This is a genomic window from Streptosporangium sp. NPDC002544 (assembly GCF_040295965.1).
Taxonomy (GTDB): Bacteria; Actinomycetota; Actinomycetes; order Streptosporangiales; family Streptosporangiaceae; genus Streptosporangium.
In genome coordinates, this window is sequence record NZ_JBEOWJ010000026.1 from 102212 (window position 1) to 118717 (window position 16506).

A 16506-nucleotide genomic window follows, 5' to 3' on the forward strand; every position below is an offset into this window, starting at 1 on the left:
CGGTGACGAACAGCTCGACCACGGATATCCGGGTCCTGATCTGCTACTCGGAGAGGCTGCTCCGCACCGCGCTGTGCTCGATCCTCGCCGCCGAACCGGGGCTGCGCGTCGTGGGGGACGCCGGTGACGGATTCGAGGCGGTCTCCAAGGCCCGCGGCCTGCGGCCCGACGTGGCACTCGTCGACGAGCGGCTCACCGGCCTCGACGGCATCCAGGTCACCGAGCGGCTGCGCGCCGACTCCCTGGCCGGTCCGGTGCGGAGCGTCATCCTGACCGAGCAGCCGGAGGCCATGTTCGACGCGGTACGCGCCGGAGCCCGCGGCTTCCTGCTGCGCTCCAGCGACCAGGACGAGCTGGTGGGGGCGATCAGGGCCATCGCGCGGGGGGAGGCGTTCTTCGCGCCGCAGGTCGCCAGCAGTTTCCTGCGGCGGTTCGAGAACGGGCTGCCCTACCGCCCGCCCGAGGCCGTCAAGTCGCTCACCGAGCGCGAGCACGAGGTGCTGGTCCTGGTCGCCGACGGGCTGAACAACACCGAGATCGCGAGCAGGCTGTACGTGAGCCAGGCGACCGTCAAGTTCCACGTCTCCAACCTGCTGTGCAAGCTCAACCTCCGCGACCGCCTGCAGATGGCCGTCTTCGCCCACAAGGCCGGCGTCGTCTGACCCGCCCGCCGCGCCGGGCCCGGCGAGGGGGCGCGGGGCGGCAGGGGCTGGGGAGTCATTCCCCGGGGCGGCAGACGGTACCGGGGGCGGGAAGTCTCAGGTCGACGAGGTAGCGGGTGGCGTGCCCGATCACGCATCCGTTGGCGGGGCCACCGTTGCCCGGCAGGTAGAGGGCGTGGCCGGGGCCGTCGTATCGTGTGCGCTGCTGGGCATCGTTGGCGCGACTACGATGCCGTCCACACTTGCCTTGATCACCAACATGTTCCGCGACGAACGGAGCGCAGGCAGGCCGTCGCGATCTGGGCGACCTGCCAGTTCACCGGCCCGGGCGCGGATCTGCGCTGCGGTCGCTAGGAGAGAGGCTCTTGATCGGCTAAGACGTCGATGACCTCGTCGATGTAGCGGTAGGCGGTGGCGCGGGAGATGCCGTGGTCGCGGCCGAGGGCGGCCCGGTCGGTGCGGTCGCGAAACCAGCGCAGTCCCATCACCGCCTGTGCGAAACAGGTCAGCGCCCGAGATCCCTTGCGGGCGCCCAATCGGCGGCGTTCGGCCGCCAGCAGCGTGGAGAGATGGTGAACCAGTTCCCGAGGAACGGCGAGCGCGGCACGATAAGTGATCACGTGGGGCTTTCTGGCTGAAGAAGACTTGTGGTGAGACCTCTTCTACCGAAAGCTCCACGCCTATTTCACCGGCATCGCGATCCATCCCGATTCCTGTCGCAGTACCACTCTGGCGACATCAAATCCCAACTGTCCGGATCGATCCTGCTGAGATCACCTCAATGGCTCCACTCCGTTGTCAATGTGCCTCGCACCCCGGCGGCCGCAAACCCCGAGTCGAGGCATCCTGCCACCGCGCATGCCCTCTCGTGCGCGCGCTGAACTTCCGGTTCACACGCGTCACACGATGGAGATCGATCGCACCTGGGTGTTGCCCTTGGTTTCGACGTATACCTTGTAATCGCCGACGGTGTAAGTGCCGGCAGCGTTGTTGTTGATGGTGAACGTGGCCGTCACAGGAGACTCGCTGCCGTCGATGTGGGTCTGCTTCACCGTGATGGTCAACTCGTTCTTGTTGCCCTTCAACTTCTTCACCGCCGCCGACGGCTTGGCATCGATGACCGCGTTGGCGACTGTCACGTAGACCGCATCGGGTGAAGAGAACTCCGCGTTCTTGTGCCCATCACCGAACAGGAAGAAGCCCCGTTGTTCGATGGCTCCGCGCCCGGGGAACGGATCTGGGTTTGAGGCCAAGTACGTCGGATTGACCGTGTACAGGTCCGTCTTGGAATCCGCGAGGATGGCCTGCACCCCGGTGTACGGGGCATCGGTGATCGCGAGGTTGACCGACAGGTAGATGGCGTCGGGGTTGTTGGCCGAGATGCGCGAGGAGAAGTACTTGTCCGCACTCTGCCCCGCAGGAACGGCCAGCGGCACAACCGCGTCGCCGACGAGAATGTTGAACTGGAAGTCGCCGTAGCCGCCGGCCACGAACTTCGCCCAAGCCGCGTCCGACATGTAGTCGGGGCGCTCCACCTTGAACTCCAAGCGCATCGGCGACACGTACGTGGTGTTCAGGTACTCGGTGTCGGTCAGGGGCAAGTAGACCCCTCCCGGGGCGTGCCCCAGTGCGAAAGCCGAGGCCGTCGGAGTCGAGTTGCCGCGCCCGTTCCACATCGGGATGTTGAACGAGGTGGCGCCGAGCAGGGCCTGGGTGCCCAACTGGCTTGTGCTGACAGCGGCCGACGCGTCCTTGTAGGTTCCGATCGTGACGTCGAGCAGGTCGAGGTCCGCCCGGTCGGAGTTCAGCCCCGGGATGCTTGCCCACATGAACTTGGCACCGGCGGGCCCGGAGTACCTGGCCATCTCCAGCATGCCATCGGCCATCATCTTGGTCATCTGCACTGCCGAGTCGACCTTCATCCGCTCGTTGGCCGTGTGCCACCAGCGCTCGTTACCCGGGATCACCGCGCCGAAGGCGGTCATCTTATTGCGGAAGTTGCTGGCCAGGGTGCCGCCGGTCGTGCCCTGCGGATAGACCACGTCCCTGAGGGAATATGGATCCGCAAACTTCTCCGGGTTGCGGTTGATCGAGGCTTGGTAGCTCCCGAACTGAAGAGCCGTCAGCGGGTTGTCGTGAGTGACGTACAACCCGGCGCCGACGGGCGAGCCGAGGTTGCCGATGGTGAACCCCTTCGCCTGGAAGGTGGCCGTGACCGCCGTCGTTGCCTGGCTGGAGTCAGCCGCGGTGACGTGCATGCTGCGCACATACATCGGCATGCTGAGGCTGCCGGAGGCGTCCGTGTAAAAGCTCGTCGGGGTCTCCGAATTGATGCCTCCCATGAGGGCAAAGGTCAGGTTCGGGGTGCCGTTGCTCGGGTTGCGCAACAGGCTCGCCGGGATGCCCATGTACTTGCCGATGTAGGCTTCGCCTTCGACACCGTCGCGGAAGAACAGGTCGGCGATGCCGTCGGCGGCTTTCTTCAATTGCATGTCGGCGGCCGTGGTTCCCAGTGCGCCGAGTCCCTTGGAGAGGAGGAACATCCCCCACACGACGGCATTCTTGCCGTACTGCGGGGTCGGCATCTCCATCGCCACATCGGTGTTGATCTCCAGCGTGAGCGAGTCGCCGGTGATCATGGTCTGCACCTTGGGGGTGGTGCGGGGAGCAGCCGGGAGCCAACCCTTCGTGGTCGCGGCGGCGGTGATCGCCGCTACGAATCGGTCGCGCTCGGTGGAGCCGGCCCCCGCCACGTCGAGGGTGAAGATTGCCCGGGAGGCGATCTGCGTGGTGCTGCCGTAGGCGATGTCCTTGAGCGTCGGATCGCCTTCACGCAGGGTGACGCCGGCTGTGGCATCCGTCAGCCGGAAGGCCTTGGTGCTGTCTGCGGACAAGCTCATCGACGCCGACGGGGTCACCGATCCGGAGTTGCCGACGATGACCGGGAACCGCGAGTCGGAGGTGTAGGCCGCAATCGGGATCTCCTCCCGGTTGAGGTTCTTGTAGGCCCAGTTGTCGTAGAAGCTCGGGTTCGAGTTGTACGGGATGGACTGGAAGGTGGCGGTGTTCGTCGTCGAGGGCGTGCCGGGACCGCCGTCTTCGTAGATTCCCATGACGATGCGGATGCGTCGGTCGAGGGGCAACCCCGCCTCGAGCAGCGCCTTGGCCGCGAGCAGCGTCGCCAGCGTCGGGCCGCTGTCGTCCTGCACGCCCGCCCCGTAGACCCAGCCGTCCTGGACATAGGGCGAGTGGTACGCACCAGGAGTGCCGAGGTTGCCATCGGCGTTCCGCCAGCGCGCCAGCTGGGCTGGCGAAACGGAAGCCGTCGGCGAGTCGAGGTGGCTCAACGCCATGACCATCTCCGGGGCGTCCGGGTCACCGATCTCCGCGTAGACGTACTTGTCGGGCTGGCGTTGGACGACCACCGGGAAACCCAGGTCGGTGGCCAGCTTGACCACCCAGGCGAGCTTGGCGACCTTGCGGTCGTACTCGTTCTGGTTGGCTTCGGTGTTGCTGACCGGGAAGGGGTACGCCGTCGCGGCCGTGCCGCCTCGGGAGATGGAGTCGTAGCTCGACCCGTCCAGCATCGCCCCGATCAGACTGAGCGGGTCGTAGGTGCCGTCCCCCGCCCGCGCGCTGTTGACGCGTCCAGCCAACGCCTCGACTTCCGCGTGGATCGCGTCGCGCTCGGCGTCGGTCACCGACAGATCGTAGGTGACACTCGGCTGGAAGCGCTCCTCGCCGAAGCTGGTCGCGGACGCGTTAGCCACTACACCCATGGACAGGAGCAATGACATGCCAAGTGTCAGTGCAAGAGGCTTCTTCCGCATCACCGTGATCTCCCTGAATGGTCAGACCCAAAAAACGTAGGATGATCTTCGTTGTACGCGAGACCCTTTCAGGCTCTTCCCAAGCTTGTCAATGAGGTGATCTCGTGCGCCCAGTAGAACTGGAGCCGTGACATAGCGGCTGATCTGCATGTTCGTAAGCGCCGGTGTGAGTCCGGTCCGGGTAGCTGCCAGGAGGCCCGGTAGCAGGCTGGCGGCTTCGTCTGGAAACGGGCGGGGTCGAAGCCCAGCGTCAAAAGCCCTGTAAAGGGGAGCGACGATGCGGTCCGTAGCATGACGCGAAGCCTGCGGCGTCGTTACTCAGCCGTCTTCGGACGGGACAAGGGAGAGCCGAGTCCCTCGAGATCGGGGTGAAGGCCATGGAAGCGGCGAAGAGCCTGGGAATTGCAGCCGCGAAGAACTCCCCGGCGTATGGGGCGCGGAACGTATCGATAGTGACGGCGGGAACTGGGGAGGCCCTCCCGGCCCGGTGACCTGCGAAAGGTGTTACCGGAGCGTGGCGTCCTATAACCGGTCGACGCCGGGAAGTGGATTGCCGGCCGGGTGGGCGTCGGAGGCGGCCGTAGTACTGCTTGAGCCGACCGGACAACATAACCGGCGGTGAGGGAAGGGCCGCTACTTCGTCGATGCATATTGAGGTGGAGAAGGGGCTCGGTGAGTGCCGTTTTGGCTATTCCCGCCGCCGTGGGGCCGCGTGTTCCGCGTGATCCGGTCCGCGCCTTGCAGCATGTGCTCTACTACCGCGGAGCGGCCCCGCCTCCACTCGTCCTTGCTGCGCTTTTCACCACGCACGACACCGCACTCTCCAACCGCGATAGGCCCAGCGCGGGCCCGGATGCCCACACACCACGCCCATGGAAGCCACCTCGCGTGTCACGTCGAGCCTTTCAGGTCCAGTACGGCTTCAGATCATGTTCCAAGGTCAGGGCGCCGACCGGTCCGGTACGGCGATGGAGGTCACCGCCAGGCCGTCGGCCACCAGCCAGCGGCCGGTGAAGCCGGTCAGTTCCCGGCCCGCCACCAGGGGGCCGGGGACGAGCAGGCGGGCGGTGAACGTACCGGACGGGTCGAAGGTGAGATGGGCCTCCTCGAAGCCGAGCCAGCGCCTGGCCAGCGGGAACCACGCCTTGTAGACGCTCTCCTTGGCGCTGAACAGCAGCCGGTCCCAGTGCACGCCGCCGTCGAGCCGCGCGATCGCCGCCCGCTCCGCCTCCAGGGAGACCGCGTCCAGGACGCCGTCGGGGAGCGGCTCGTGGGGTTCGGCGTCGATGCCGACGGTCAGCGCGTCACGGGAGACGGCAGCGGCGCGGTACCCGGCACAGTGGGTGATGGCGCCCACCACCCCGCCGGGCCATCCCGGAGCGCCGCGCTCGCCGGGCAGGATCGGCGCCGGCGGCAGCCCGATGCGGGCCAGGGCCTGGCGGGCGCAGTGGCGCGCGGTGGTGAACTCGCGTCGCCGCTTGTCCACCGCGCGGGCGATGACCGCCTCCTCCTCGGGGAACAGCGTCACGCCCGGCGGGTCGTCGAAGGATTCCGCGCTCGCCACCCACGGCGGCAGGATCTTCTCGATCATGCGACAGGCTGCGGGCTGGGCAGGATGCGCCGTAGCCGGCCGGGCGTGGTGGAGCGGGGACGCCATTCGCGCGGATAGCCCAACGAGACCTCCTCGAAGCGGACCCCGTCGTGCCAGGTGGTCCGGGGGATGTGCAGGTGACCGTAGACGACGGTGGCGGCGTCGAAGCGCAGGTGCCAGTCGGCGGTGCGCTCGGTGCCGCACCAGATCGCGAACTCCGGGTGGCGCAGGATCAGGGTGGGCTCGCGCACCAGCGGATAGTGGTTGACCAGCACCGTCGGCACGCCGGGCGGCCTGGCCGAAAGGCGCCGCTCGGTCTCGGCGATCCTGGCCTCGCACCACGCGTCCCTGGTCGGGTAGGGGTCGGGGTGCAGCAGCATCTCGTCGGTGCAGACCACGCCCTTGTCGTACGCGCGGGCCAGCGCCTCCTCCTTCGTCGCCACGCCGGGCATCCGGAAGGTGTAGTCGTACAGCACGAACAGCGGGGCGACGGTGACCGGGCCACCGGGCCCGCTCCAGGTCGGGTACGGGTCCTCCGGCGTGACCACCCCCAGGTTCCGGCACACCTCGACCAGGTGCCGGTAGCGCTCCTCGCCGCGCAGCTGGACGGGGTCGCTGGGATGGGTCCACAGCTCGTGGTTGCCGGGCGCCCAGACCACCTTCTCGAACCGGTCGGCGAGCAGTCCCAGGGCCCACGCGACGTCGGAGACCTTCTCCGAGACGTCCCCGGCGACCAGCAGCCAGTCGGAGGCGGAGGTGGGCCGCAACTCCTCGACGATGCGCCGGTTCTCCTGGTAGCCGATGTGCAGGTCGCTGATGGCCAGCAGTGACGTCATGCGTGGCCCGTCCCCGGCGAGGCGGCGGCCGCCGCGGGCCGCCCGTCGCGCGCCGGCACCGGGAGTGCCCCCGGTACCTTCTCGTCAATCATCGTCGCCTCCGTCCCGCCCGCTTCCCCGGGCACGGTCACGCCCCCGTGATCACCAAGCAGAAGAACCCTCTCACGATCGCTCCCCTGAGGCACACCCCGGTCCGCCACTAAGTTGTCTCCGGCCGGTGCCATACGAGTACGGCGATACTCATGCGATTGCCGTGGATGGCGATGATTCTTGGCGTATGACTACCTTCGACAGCATGCCAGCGTGCTGCATCGCGCCCCCCGACCTGCTCGAGGCGGTCGCCGAGCAGGGCACCCCCGAGGAACGGGAGGCGGCGCTCCGGACCCTGACCGCATCGGAGACCTCCCGGGCGCAGCGTGCGTCGGTCACCGGCGCGCTGAGCCGGCTCACCCTCACCATCGCCGACGTGGCGCCCGCCCCCGGCATGGTACGTACCGTCTACGACGCGGAGAACGGCGGCGACTTCGACCTTCCCGGGAAGAAGAGGCGAGGGGAGGGCGATCCGCCGTTCGGTGACGCGGCGGTCGACGAGGCGTACGACGGGGCGGGGGCCACCTACGACTTCTACCGGACCGTCTTCGGGCGCGACAGCATCGACGGGCGGGGGCTGGAGATCGTCTCCTCGGTCCACTACGGGAACGACTACGACAACGCCGCCTGGATCGGCTTCCAGATGATCTACGGTGACGGCAGCGGGCAGATCTTCAACAAGGGGTCCCTCACCAAGGCCGTGGACATCGTCGCCCACGAACTTACTCACGGCATCACCCAGTTCACCGCGCACCTGGTCTACAGCAAGCAGTCCGGGGCGCTCAACGAGTCGTTCTCCGACGTCTTCGGGTCCCTCGTAAAGCAGTACGGCCTCGGGCAGAGCGCGGAGCAGGCCGACTGGCTGATCGGCGAGGGCATCCTGGGCAGCGCCCTGCGTGGGACGGCCCTGCGATCGCTGAAGGCGCCGGGGACCGCCTGGTCGACCCCCACGGGCGGTCATGACCGCCAGCCCGCGCACATGCGCGACTACCTGGACCTGCCCGACGACGGCAACCCCGCCAACGACCACGGAGGCGTCCACCTCAACTCCGGCATCCCCAACCACGCCTTCTACCTCGCCGCCACCGCCATCGGCGGCAACGCCTGGGAGCGCGCCGGCCGGATCTGGTACGTCACCCTCACCGAGCGGCTCCGGCCGCGCTCCGACTTCCGGCAGGCCGCGGAGGCGACGGTGCAGGTGGCCGGAGAACTGTTCGGCGCCGACGGCGACGAACAGCGCAAGGTACGCGCGGCCTGGCAACAGGTCGGGGTTCTCCAGGCGGGGCCGGTTTAGGATCGTGCTCATGAAGGTCTCGATCGTCCGGGGTGGCGGCATCGCCGGTCTGGTCACGACCACCACGGTCGACTCGGCGTCGCTGGCGCCGCAGCAGGTCGCCGAGCTGCGCTCCAGGGTGGAGCGGGCCGGGCTGTCCGATGCGCCGGAGCGCTCCGGCGCCTCCGGCGGGCAGCCCGACCGCTTCGACTACGAGCTGACCGTCGAGGACGGCGGCCGGGCGCACACGGTGCGCGCCGGTGAGGGCGACCTTTCCGGCCCGCTCCGTGCGCTCATTTCGTACGTGACCTCGCTGCCGGGCAGGCAGGAGCGGGTCGGCCCGCCCGGCTGACCCCGCTCGGGTGCCAGAAGGAGTGTCACGCCGAGCGGGTGCGACCCGTTCCGGTGATGTCCGGACGGGCCGCACCGCAGAGTCGCTACGAGGTCAAGGGGCCAGGCGGTGCAGGTCGCGTGGGAACAGGGGGGCGCGGCGGGTCCTCGTCGGTATGGGCGGCCAGGAGTTCCCGGGCCTGGGTGAATCTGCGGGACGGTCTCTTCAGGACAGCCGCCGTTGGCTCTCTTTCGCCTGTCCTGGCCCCGTGACCACTCGTCACCGTCAACGTGTCGCCGGAAGAGTACGCGTGCGCTGTCATGTCTCGCAGCCGTGATCGCGGCGTGTCTCGTAGCGGTCTCGCCGAGAGGGTCCGTCCTCGCCCGGATCCTTCTGGCAGACCCGCCGGGCTCGCCGTGCCGGAGACCTCGGTCGCGCGGAAGGCCCCGTAGGTCGCGAATCGGATCCCACGCCGAATTTCGGTGCCGGTTACGCCTCATCCCCTTTTGAAGGGGATTTCACAGTGCGAAATTCCGTGCCCTCGTTGGTTTTGGAGTGGGAATCCTCACGTGCGGGTTCAGTGATGGCATGATTCGCCAATGCGTGCAGGTCGCAGGGGCAGTGAGATTTCTAGTGTTTGTTGGATCGATTACACCTTGGCGGCAAATATCTACACGCTCGGATTGCCGGTGCGGGGGGTCTTTTGACGATATTGGAGGTAAATGTGAAACGGGTCATCATCGCCGTGGCCGTCACTGCCCTCGCGGCAGCCGCGCCGATGCCCCGGGCGCAGGCCCGGCGGGCGATCGCCGAACCGGGCGCGGAGGTCGAGTACGTCGTGCTGTACACCGAGGGCGCGCGTCCCGCCGACGCCCAGCGGGTCATCAGGGCGGCGGGCGGAAGCATCCTCAAGGAGAACGCCGCGGTCGGCGTCGCCACTGTCACGACAAGGAACAACCGCTTCGCCGAGGCGGTGCGCGACGCCGACGCGATCGACGACATCGCCCACAACCGGTCCATCGGCCGCGTGCCCACGACCGCCAGGGGAGTCGCGGGCCGCCCGGCGGTTCAGGCCAGGGCGGTGGAGAAGGCCGGTGACGGCGCCCCCGCCGCCTCCACCTTCGGCGGGGCCGCTCCCACCGCGGAACCGCTGTCGGAGCTGCAGTGGGACATGAAGCAGATCCACGCGACGGTGGACGGCTCCTACCGGCACCAGCAGGGCGACCCGGGCGTGCTGGTCGGTGTCATCGACACCGGCGTGGACGGCTCCCACCCCGACATCGCGCCGAACTTCAACCGCGAGCTGAGCCGCAACTTCACCGTCGACATCCCCGTCGACGCCGACGGCAACGAGGTCGACGGCCCGTGCGCGGCCGAACCGGACCACTCCTGTAACGACCCGGCGGACGTCGACGAGAACGACCACGGCACGCACGTGGCGTCGTCGATCGCCTCGCCGGTCAACGGGCTCGGCATGTCGGGTGTGGCCCCCAAGGTCTCGATCGTGAACCTGCGGGCCGGGCAGGACTCCGGCTTCTTCTTCCTGCAGCCCAGCGTCGACGCGCTGACCTATGCCGCCGACATCGGCGTCGATGTGGTCAACATGAGCTACTACATCGATCCGTGGTTGTTCAACTGCGTCGACAACCCGGCGGACTCCCCGGCCGAGCGGCTGGAGCAGGCCACGATCATCAAGGCCGCCCAGCGGGCGCTCACCTACGCCTACAACAGGGGCGTGACCCTGGTGTCCGCGGCGGGCAACGGCGCCACCGACTACACCAAGGAGCTCGCCGACGGCTCCAGTCCCGACTTCGCCGGTGTTCCCGGCGAGCGGCCCCGCCCGCGCACGATCCCGCCGAGCTGCGTCTCCATGCCCAGCGAGGGCAGGCACGTGATCTCGGTCTCCTCGACCGGGGTCAGCGGGCGCAAGGCGTACTACTCCGACTACGGCGACGGTCACGTCGACGTGGCCGCCCCGGGGGGTGACGTCTACGACACCGGGGACGGCACCCGCGACGTCACCAGGGCGACGCTGGCGGCCTACCCCGAGGCGCTGGCCAGGCAACGCGGTCAGCTCAAGTCCGACGGCACGCCCAACGTCACCAACGTGGTCCGCAGCTGCCGGGGCGAGGTCTGCGCCTACTACCAGTATCTCCAGGGCACCTCGATGGCCTCGCCGCGCGCCGCCGGGGTGGCCGCGCTGATCGTCGCCAAGTTCGGCCGGCCCGACCGGGTGCACGGCGGCAAGACGCTGCATCCCGCCGTGGTGGAGATGGTGCTCAAGGGCACCGCGACCAGGACGGCCTGCCCCGTCCCGGCCGCCCACACCTACACCAGGCATCTGCCGGACGGCGGCACGGCGACCGCGACGCACACGTGCGAGGGAGGCGGTCCGCGTAACGGCTTCTACGGCTACGGGATCGTCGACGCCCTGCGGGCGGTGCGCTGACCCGAACCCGGTGTCCGGCCCCCGCGGCGGCCGGACACCGGGCCGGCCCCGCCCCGCGTGGAGACACTGTTGGCGAAGTAGATCAAAAAGCAGCGGCCCCATGATCATATCCGTGATCATGGGGCCGCTATCGTTTTTCCTGCTCGCGGATGGAGTCGTGGGTGTCGCTGCGTTCGACAGGTCCTGACCAGATTCCGGCGGCCACCTTGGCGGTGGCGCGCGCCGGCCTTCCCGAAGGGGAGCATGGCGATCCGGATCCGGGACGAGCTGGGTGTCCTGTTCCAGGGTGAGGACTTTGCTGTGGCGTTCTCCACACGTGGCCGCCCTGCCCTGTCCCCCGCGCGGCTGGCACTGGTGTCAATCTTGCAGTTCGGCGAGGGGTTGTCGGACCGGCAGGCGGCCGAGGCCGTGCGAGCCCGGATCGACTGGAAATACGCGCTCGGGTTGGAGCTCACCGACTCCGGCTTCGACTACTCGGTGCTGAGCGAGTTCCGAGCTCGCCTGCTTGCGGACAGTGTCTCCGTCACGGGGTCCGGCGGCCTGGGCTACTCCCTGCGTAGCCTCAGAGCCTACCGCTGGTGGCCTGGCAGGTCCGGGCGGGGCGTGTCGCATCCCCGCGCTCGCCCTCGCTCCGCGGGACGCGAGGGCCACACAGGTCAGCGCCGATAGCCGATAGCGACGGCCAACGTCTGCACACCAGACACCCGAGGATGCTGGGTGATCAGATCCACCGCCATCGCGCGGATAGCTGGCCGAGCGCGCACTTCCCCGAGCGACTCCCGGCACGCATTCAGCAACGCCGACACGGTCTGCTCAGGTTTGCCCCACTGCCACCACGCCCGCGCCAGGTCGGTGTACAAGCGCCCTCGCCGCTCGGGGGTACGCAGCTGACTGGGGTGCACATCACGCCCCGCGCGTAGAGCCGCCCCAGCGTCGCCGAGGGACCAGTGCACGCCGATCTCATAGAGGCTGACGTGCGCGCTGGTGAACGGCTGACCGGGAGTCCCGGGAGTCTGCGGGGGCAGACGGTTGGCGATGCGAGCAGCTTGCCTGATCATGTCGAGAGCGCGATCCCGATCTCCTGCCTGCGCGGCAGTGTAGGCGCAGGTGCACAGCATCTGGGCGTAAGCGGCGACGCGGGCCGACGTATCAAGACCTGTGGTTTCCAAACGGTGAGTGGCCTGCAGAGTGAGCCGGTCGGCGATCTTGGCTCGGCCATCGTGGCGCAGCACGATACTCAGCGCACGTGCCGAGGTGGCCATGCTGATCGGGGAGCCGGACAAGCCCGCGAACGTGCTGGCGCGGTCTGCGGTGATCCTGCTCGCCTCGTATCGACCGATCTTGCTCAGGGCCTCGGTCGCCACGTCGTAGCATGCGGCGGCCTGCGCGTAGGCGGCCGGCGTCGTTTGGGTTTCGGCCGCTTCGTGGGCCAAGGCGAGCATGTCGGGCAGCTCGGTGACAAGTTGGGTGAGATCGCCGCTGTCGAAGTTGGCTCGGGCCCGAGCCAGCCGAGCGGCGATCTGCGCGGAGACTGGAGGGCTCGACGGCGTCGGCAGGACCGCTAGCGCGTCATCGAGCTGGGAGAGTAGGTGAGCAGGGATAGCGAGCCCGGCGGCGGACAGCAGGGTGCGGCGGCGCATCGAGTCGTCTTCCTTCGCTTGAGTTGCTACCACCGTAACCGCCGGAGCGATCAAAGCACCGAGGACAGACCTGGGAACTCCGGCCGCGTCGGCGACGTCGCGCAGCACCTGGAGGTCGAGCCCGGCCCGCCGCCCCGTCTCCAGCCGGGAGATCGTCGACGCCGAGTAACCCGCCGCCTGCCCTAGGTCGGACTGCTTCCAGCCCCGTAACTGCCGCGCGAACCGGATGACACCGCCGACGTCACGGGCTGCGACCAGTGCCCGCACCTGCGGCGACTGCCATTGATCATCATTGTGCGTGCTTCGTTGCCCGCCCATCGCGACTCCTGGCCACGACACCCTGGTCACGGCCACCGTACGCCTGCCGCCCCTCTCCAAGAAGCTGGATTTGCAGATCCTGCACATGGCGTGCGCACCTGGCACATGCGCTGGTGAGGAGGCAGGCGCCGACGCTTCTCTGATGGCAGGCCGAACACGGCCACCTATCCATCGGATCGGAAGGGTTCCTTATCATGGACGATCTCCTGAATCGCCTTACCGGGGCTCGCGTGCTCGTCACCGGCGGCGGAGGGCTCGTCGGTAGCCGCATCGTGCGGCTCCTCACCACCATCGGCGCCGAACCGGTGGTGCTCGACCTCCTGGACGCCTACCCCCATCCGGTCCGCCAGCTCTTCGGCCTGGACGAGACGACGGTCGTCCTGGGCGATGTCCGCGAGACCGCCACCGTCCGATCCCTGGTCAGCGGTGTGGACTACGTCATCCACGCCGCGGCGTACGCCGACGTGGCGGCCTGCACCCGACGGCCAGCGGACGCGTTCGCCGCCAACATCGCCGGCACCCAGACCGTCCTGCAGGAGGTCCTCGCCGCCCCCTCGGTGCAGCGGCTGGTGTTCATCTCCTCAGCGTCGGTCTACGGGGACCGCCCCACCCACGCCGACGGCGCCGCCGAATGGGCCGAGGACAGGCCGACACACCCGATCTCGGTGTACGCCAACAGCAAGCTGTGGGGGGAGCACCAGACCAGACTCATGCTCACCGGCAGCATCAGCACCCGGTACACCATCCTGCGCTACTTCAGCGTCTACGGCGATCCGCAGGTGCCGAAGCCGGCCTCGCACTCCTGGATGGTGGCGTGTCTGGCCATGGGCGCACACCTGGGGTTGCCGCTGCAGTTGCACGGCGGCGGACACCAGGTGCGGGACATGGTGCACGTGGACGACGTCGCCAAGGCCACCGTCTTGGCGCTGGCCGCCCCGGGAGCGGCTGGCCAGACCATCAACGTCGGCACCGGTGTCGCGACCTCGGTCAGGCAGATCGCTGAGCGCATCGCCTCCCACTACCCCTCTGCGCAGTTGGTGAACACTCCGCGCCCGGATGGGGATCCGCTTGGCGGCTACGCCGCAACGGCCCGCAGCCGTGACCTGCTCGGCTGGCAGCCGAGCATCACCGTGCGCGACGGCATCGACCGCTACGTCGCCTGGCTGCAGGCCAACTCTCAGGCGATCCCGGAGTGGATGCGGGCCGCCGCGGTTCCCGCCGTCGCCTGACACACCACCGCGCGCAGCTGCACGGCCGGTGGCGCTGCAGCGCCACCGGCCGATCCCACCAAGGCGCACCGCGACACCGGAAGGCAACGCCCGTGACCTCACCTGCCGCACCGCTCAGAGAACTCGCCCAGCAGGGGCACCTGTCCACCCACCAGTTCATGGATCAGGCCACCCTCGACTGGATCACCGCCAACCGCCCCACCCTCGCCCCCGCAGCCTCCCTGCCGTACCCGCTGCTCCTGCTGGTCCCCGAGGCCGCCTGGTTCGTCGAGGCGCGGGGGGTCGACTCCATCCACGGCGTCAGGCACGGCGCCCGAGTCTGCCTGCTCGCCTCGCTGCTCGCCCAGGAGCACAAGCTGAGCCACGACGACACCGTGGCCCTGTGCGCGGCCGCCGCGGTCCACGACTGCCGGCGACGCGACGACCGCGCCGACCCCGGGCACGGGCACCGGGCCGCCCACTGGTTCGCGCGCAACAACGCCACCGTCCTGGCCGTCGGCGGCTGGCATACGTCCGCGGCCGCCCTGGCGAAGGCCGCCGTGGCGATCGGCCTGCACGACGTCCCCCACCATGTGTTCTCGCCGAAGGAGCAGCGCGCCTACCAGACGGCCCGGCTGCCGGTCGACCTGCTGAAGGCGGCCGACTGCCTGGACCGCTACCGGCTACCCCTCACGCGCTGGTGGCCCGACCCGTCGTACCTGCGTATCACCGTTCCCAGCTGGCTGCACGCCGTGGCCTTCGACCTCGTGGTCCGCAGCGAGCAGGCCCGCCTCGACGGCGCCACCCACCACGATGCCCTCACCCACGCCCTGGCCCTCCTCGGCCACGACCAGTAGGAGCGTCATGAACTTCGACGACTGGGAACACGCCCACACCGACTACGTTGCCTCCACCACGCGACCTGGCCCGGCAGGACTCGCCACCAGCGACGCCGACTGGCGCCACCACCTCGAACACGACACACCCAACGGGTGGCTGCTGCGGCCAGACGGCAACGCCATGCTGCGGACACTGACCAGCCGACAGCCGATCTACCTGATGCACATGACCAGGGCGCTGGAGGCGATCCGCACCAGCGGGCAGGTGAGCCCGTCCGCCGGCTGCCTGGTGGGGGCGCTGTACTGCGCCCCGCTCACCGCCGAACCTGACGGGCTACGCCCTCACAATCTGGGCGCCTACCTGCTCGAGACCAAACGCGGCACCCAGCAGCCTCTGGTCATCGAGATCCCCCGCGACACGCCGATGCCCGCCAAGGGGCTGGACTACCTGCGGCTAGGCGGTATCCACCTGCGGACCTACCTCACCCACCGCGCCTTTCTCACCGACGCCGAGGACGCCCGACTGCGCCTGGCGGCTGTAGACCGGGTGCGCACGGCGGCCGGTTTCCTCGACCTGCTGATGGCCATCGCCTGCGAGAGGGTCGACATCCCGGACGGTGAATTCGTCGACCGTCTCGCCGCGGCCGTGCCGATCTTCCCGTACATCGGCTACCTGTACTTCGAGGTGCTGTCGGAGTACCTGCTGCTCCACTCCACAGCACCCCAGACCAAGGCGTACGCCGACGCCGGGGAGATGAACAACCGCCTGTACAAACAGATCGCGTTCAGCGCGGTAGCCACCATGGGCCGCCTGTTCGACCTGGCGCTGTTCAACCCGGACCACCGCCAGCTGCTGCACCTCGTCGGGCAGGTCGAGCCTGGCCTGGCGGCAGGCGCGCCCGCCTACACTCGACGCCGCCTGCCGTACTTGTTCACCTGCCTGGCGCTTCCCCCGGGCCAGGACGCGACATCCGTGACCTTCCACGGCGCCGACTTCGACACGCTCACCGAGGTCGCGCCGCACCTGCTCGGCCAGCTGGTCTTCCGGGATATGCGCACCAGCGCCCGCTACCCACGGCTCTACCCCGCCGTTGAGCAGGCCAAGGCGCTGGAGGCACACGTTTTCTGGAACAGCCGACACATTCCGGCCCCATTCAACGGCGTCCTCCCAAAGGGCGAGATCGGCGTCAACCCGGCCTGGCCGGCCAGCCCCAAGGTGTGGGCGGTCGAGACGTGCGATCGGGGCCTGCTCCACCCGGTCGAGCAGCTCGACGTGATATTCGTTCCTCGCCTCACCGACCTATACCTGACCGCCATCGGCCACGCCGGTCCCCCCAAGAACGCAGCCACGCCGACCGCATCTTGTTAGGGTAGGCCGCCGAGATGACGACGGCCTGACCGTGAGATGAACAAACCGCGACAACCTGCTGCCCCCGGGC

Annotated in this window: 12 protein-coding genes and 1 pseudogene; 8 read left to right on the top strand and 5 right to left on the bottom strand. The window is 68.7% G+C overall.

All coding sequences use genetic code 11. The features are described from left to right. The first annotated feature begins 2 nt into the window (after positions 1-2). Positions 3-662, top strand: coding sequence for a LuxR C-terminal-related transcriptional regulator (locus ABT061_RS32920; protein ID WP_350925353.1), 660 nt, complete (start codon positions 3-5; stop codon positions 660-662). 350 nt (positions 663-1012) lie between these two features. Here ABT061_RS32920 and ABT061_RS32925 read toward each other — a convergent pair whose 3' ends face one another. From ABT061_RS32925 to ABT061_RS32940, 4 genes are all read right to left on the bottom strand, one after another. Continuing rightward, positions 1013-1282 (bottom strand): hypothetical protein, encoded by a 270-nt coding sequence (locus ABT061_RS32925; protein WP_350925355.1) that lies wholly within the window; start codon positions 1280-1282, stop codon positions 1013-1015. 279 nt (positions 1283-1561) lie between these two features. Beyond that, positions 1562-4492 carry a M20/M25/M40 family metallo-hydrolase gene (locus ABT061_RS32930; protein WP_350925442.1) on the bottom strand — a complete coding sequence of 977 codons (2931 nt, stop codon included), beginning with the start codon at positions 4490-4492 and terminating at the stop codon, positions 1562-1564. 940 nt (positions 4493-5432) lie between these two features. Further along, positions 5433-6083 (bottom strand): 4'-phosphopantetheinyl transferase family protein, encoded by a 651-nt coding sequence (locus tag ABT061_RS32935; protein WP_350925357.1) that lies wholly within the window; start codon positions 6081-6083, stop codon positions 5433-5435. Next, the gene (locus tag ABT061_RS32940) at positions 6080-6919 is read right to left on the bottom strand and encodes a metallophosphoesterase family protein (protein WP_350925359.1); all 840 of its coding nucleotides are present in this window, start codon (positions 6917-6919) and stop codon (positions 6080-6082) included. The genes ABT061_RS32935 and ABT061_RS32940 overlap by 4 nt, the downstream gene beginning before the upstream one ends. Before the next feature lie 277 nt (positions 6920-7196). Here ABT061_RS32940 and ABT061_RS32945 point away from each other — a divergent pair, with 277 nt between their 5' ends. The 4 genes and pseudogenes from ABT061_RS32945 to ABT061_RS32960 form a co-directional block, all read left to right on the top strand. Further along, positions 7197-8303, top strand: coding sequence for a M4 family metallopeptidase (locus ABT061_RS32945; RefSeq protein ID WP_350925361.1), 1107 nt, complete (start codon positions 7197-7199; stop codon positions 8301-8303). Between the two features lie 10 nt (positions 8304-8313). Further along, positions 8314-8634 carry a protealysin inhibitor emfourin gene (locus ABT061_RS32950; protein ID WP_350925363.1) on the top strand — a complete coding sequence of 107 codons (321 nt, stop codon included), beginning with the start codon at positions 8314-8316 and terminating at the stop codon, positions 8632-8634. A 703-nt stretch (positions 8635-9337) separates the two neighbouring features. Next, positions 9338-11062 (top strand): S8 family serine peptidase, encoded by a 1725-nt coding sequence (locus ABT061_RS32955; RefSeq protein ID WP_350925365.1) that lies wholly within the window; start codon positions 9338-9340, stop codon positions 11060-11062. A 161-nt stretch (positions 11063-11223) separates the two neighbouring features. Next, positions 11224-11569 (top strand): annotated as a pseudogene (locus ABT061_RS32960) (transposase); the annotation flags it as partial. 149 nt (positions 11570-11718) lie between these two features. On the opposite strand, the gene ABT061_RS32965 reads toward ABT061_RS32960, so the two are convergent. Beyond that, on the bottom strand, positions 11719-13020 hold the full coding sequence (locus ABT061_RS32965; protein WP_350925367.1) for a helix-turn-helix domain-containing protein: 1302 nt from the start codon (positions 13018-13020) through the stop codon (positions 11719-11721). Between the two features lie 194 nt (positions 13021-13214). On the opposite strand from ABT061_RS32965, the gene ABT061_RS32970 reads away from it, so the two are divergent. From ABT061_RS32970 to ABT061_RS32980, 3 genes are all read left to right on the top strand, one after another. Next, positions 13215-14249, top strand: coding sequence for an NAD-dependent epimerase/dehydratase family protein (locus ABT061_RS32970; protein WP_350925369.1), 1035 nt, complete (start codon positions 13215-13217; stop codon positions 14247-14249). Positions 14250-14341: 92 nt separating this feature from the next. Further along, positions 14342-15085, top strand: a complete 744-nt coding sequence (locus ABT061_RS32975) for a hypothetical protein (RefSeq protein ID WP_350925371.1) — start codon at positions 14342-14344, stop codon at positions 15083-15085. A gap of 7 nt (positions 15086-15092) precedes the next feature. Continuing rightward, on the top strand, positions 15093-16436 hold the full coding sequence (locus ABT061_RS32980; RefSeq protein WP_350925373.1) for a hypothetical protein: 1344 nt from the start codon (positions 15093-15095) through the stop codon (positions 16434-16436). Positions 16437-16506: the final 70 nt, after the last annotated feature.

What these genes read in the sequence shown, in the direction of transcription:
- ABT061_RS32935 (WP_350925357.1), bottom strand. Translation starts at nt 6,083, where the DNA reads ATGATCGAGAAGATCCTGCCGCCGTGGGTGGCGAGCGCGGAATCCTTC.
- ABT061_RS32950 (WP_350925363.1), top strand. Translation starts at nt 8,314, where the DNA reads ATGAAGGTCTCGATCGTCCGGGGTGGCGGCATCGCCGGTCTGGTCACG.
- ABT061_RS32980 (WP_350925373.1), top strand. Translation starts at nt 15,093, where the DNA reads ATGAACTTCGACGACTGGGAACACGCCCACACCGACTACGTTGCCTCC.
- ABT061_RS32965 (WP_350925367.1), bottom strand. Translation starts at nt 13,020, where the DNA reads ATGGGCGGGCAACGAAGCACGCACAATGATGATCAATGGCAGTCGCCG.
- ABT061_RS32930 (WP_350925442.1), bottom strand. Translation starts at nt 4,492, where the DNA reads ATGCGGAAGAAGCCTCTTGCACTGACACTTGGCATGTCATTGCTCCTG.
- ABT061_RS32940 (WP_350925359.1), bottom strand. Translation starts at nt 6,919, where the DNA reads ATGACGTCACTGCTGGCCATCAGCGACCTGCACATCGGCTACCAGGAG.
- ABT061_RS32945 (WP_350925361.1), top strand. Translation starts at nt 7,197, where the DNA reads ATGACTACCTTCGACAGCATGCCAGCGTGCTGCATCGCGCCCCCCGAC.
- ABT061_RS32970 (WP_350925369.1), top strand. Translation starts at nt 13,215, where the DNA reads ATGGACGATCTCCTGAATCGCCTTACCGGGGCTCGCGTGCTCGTCACC.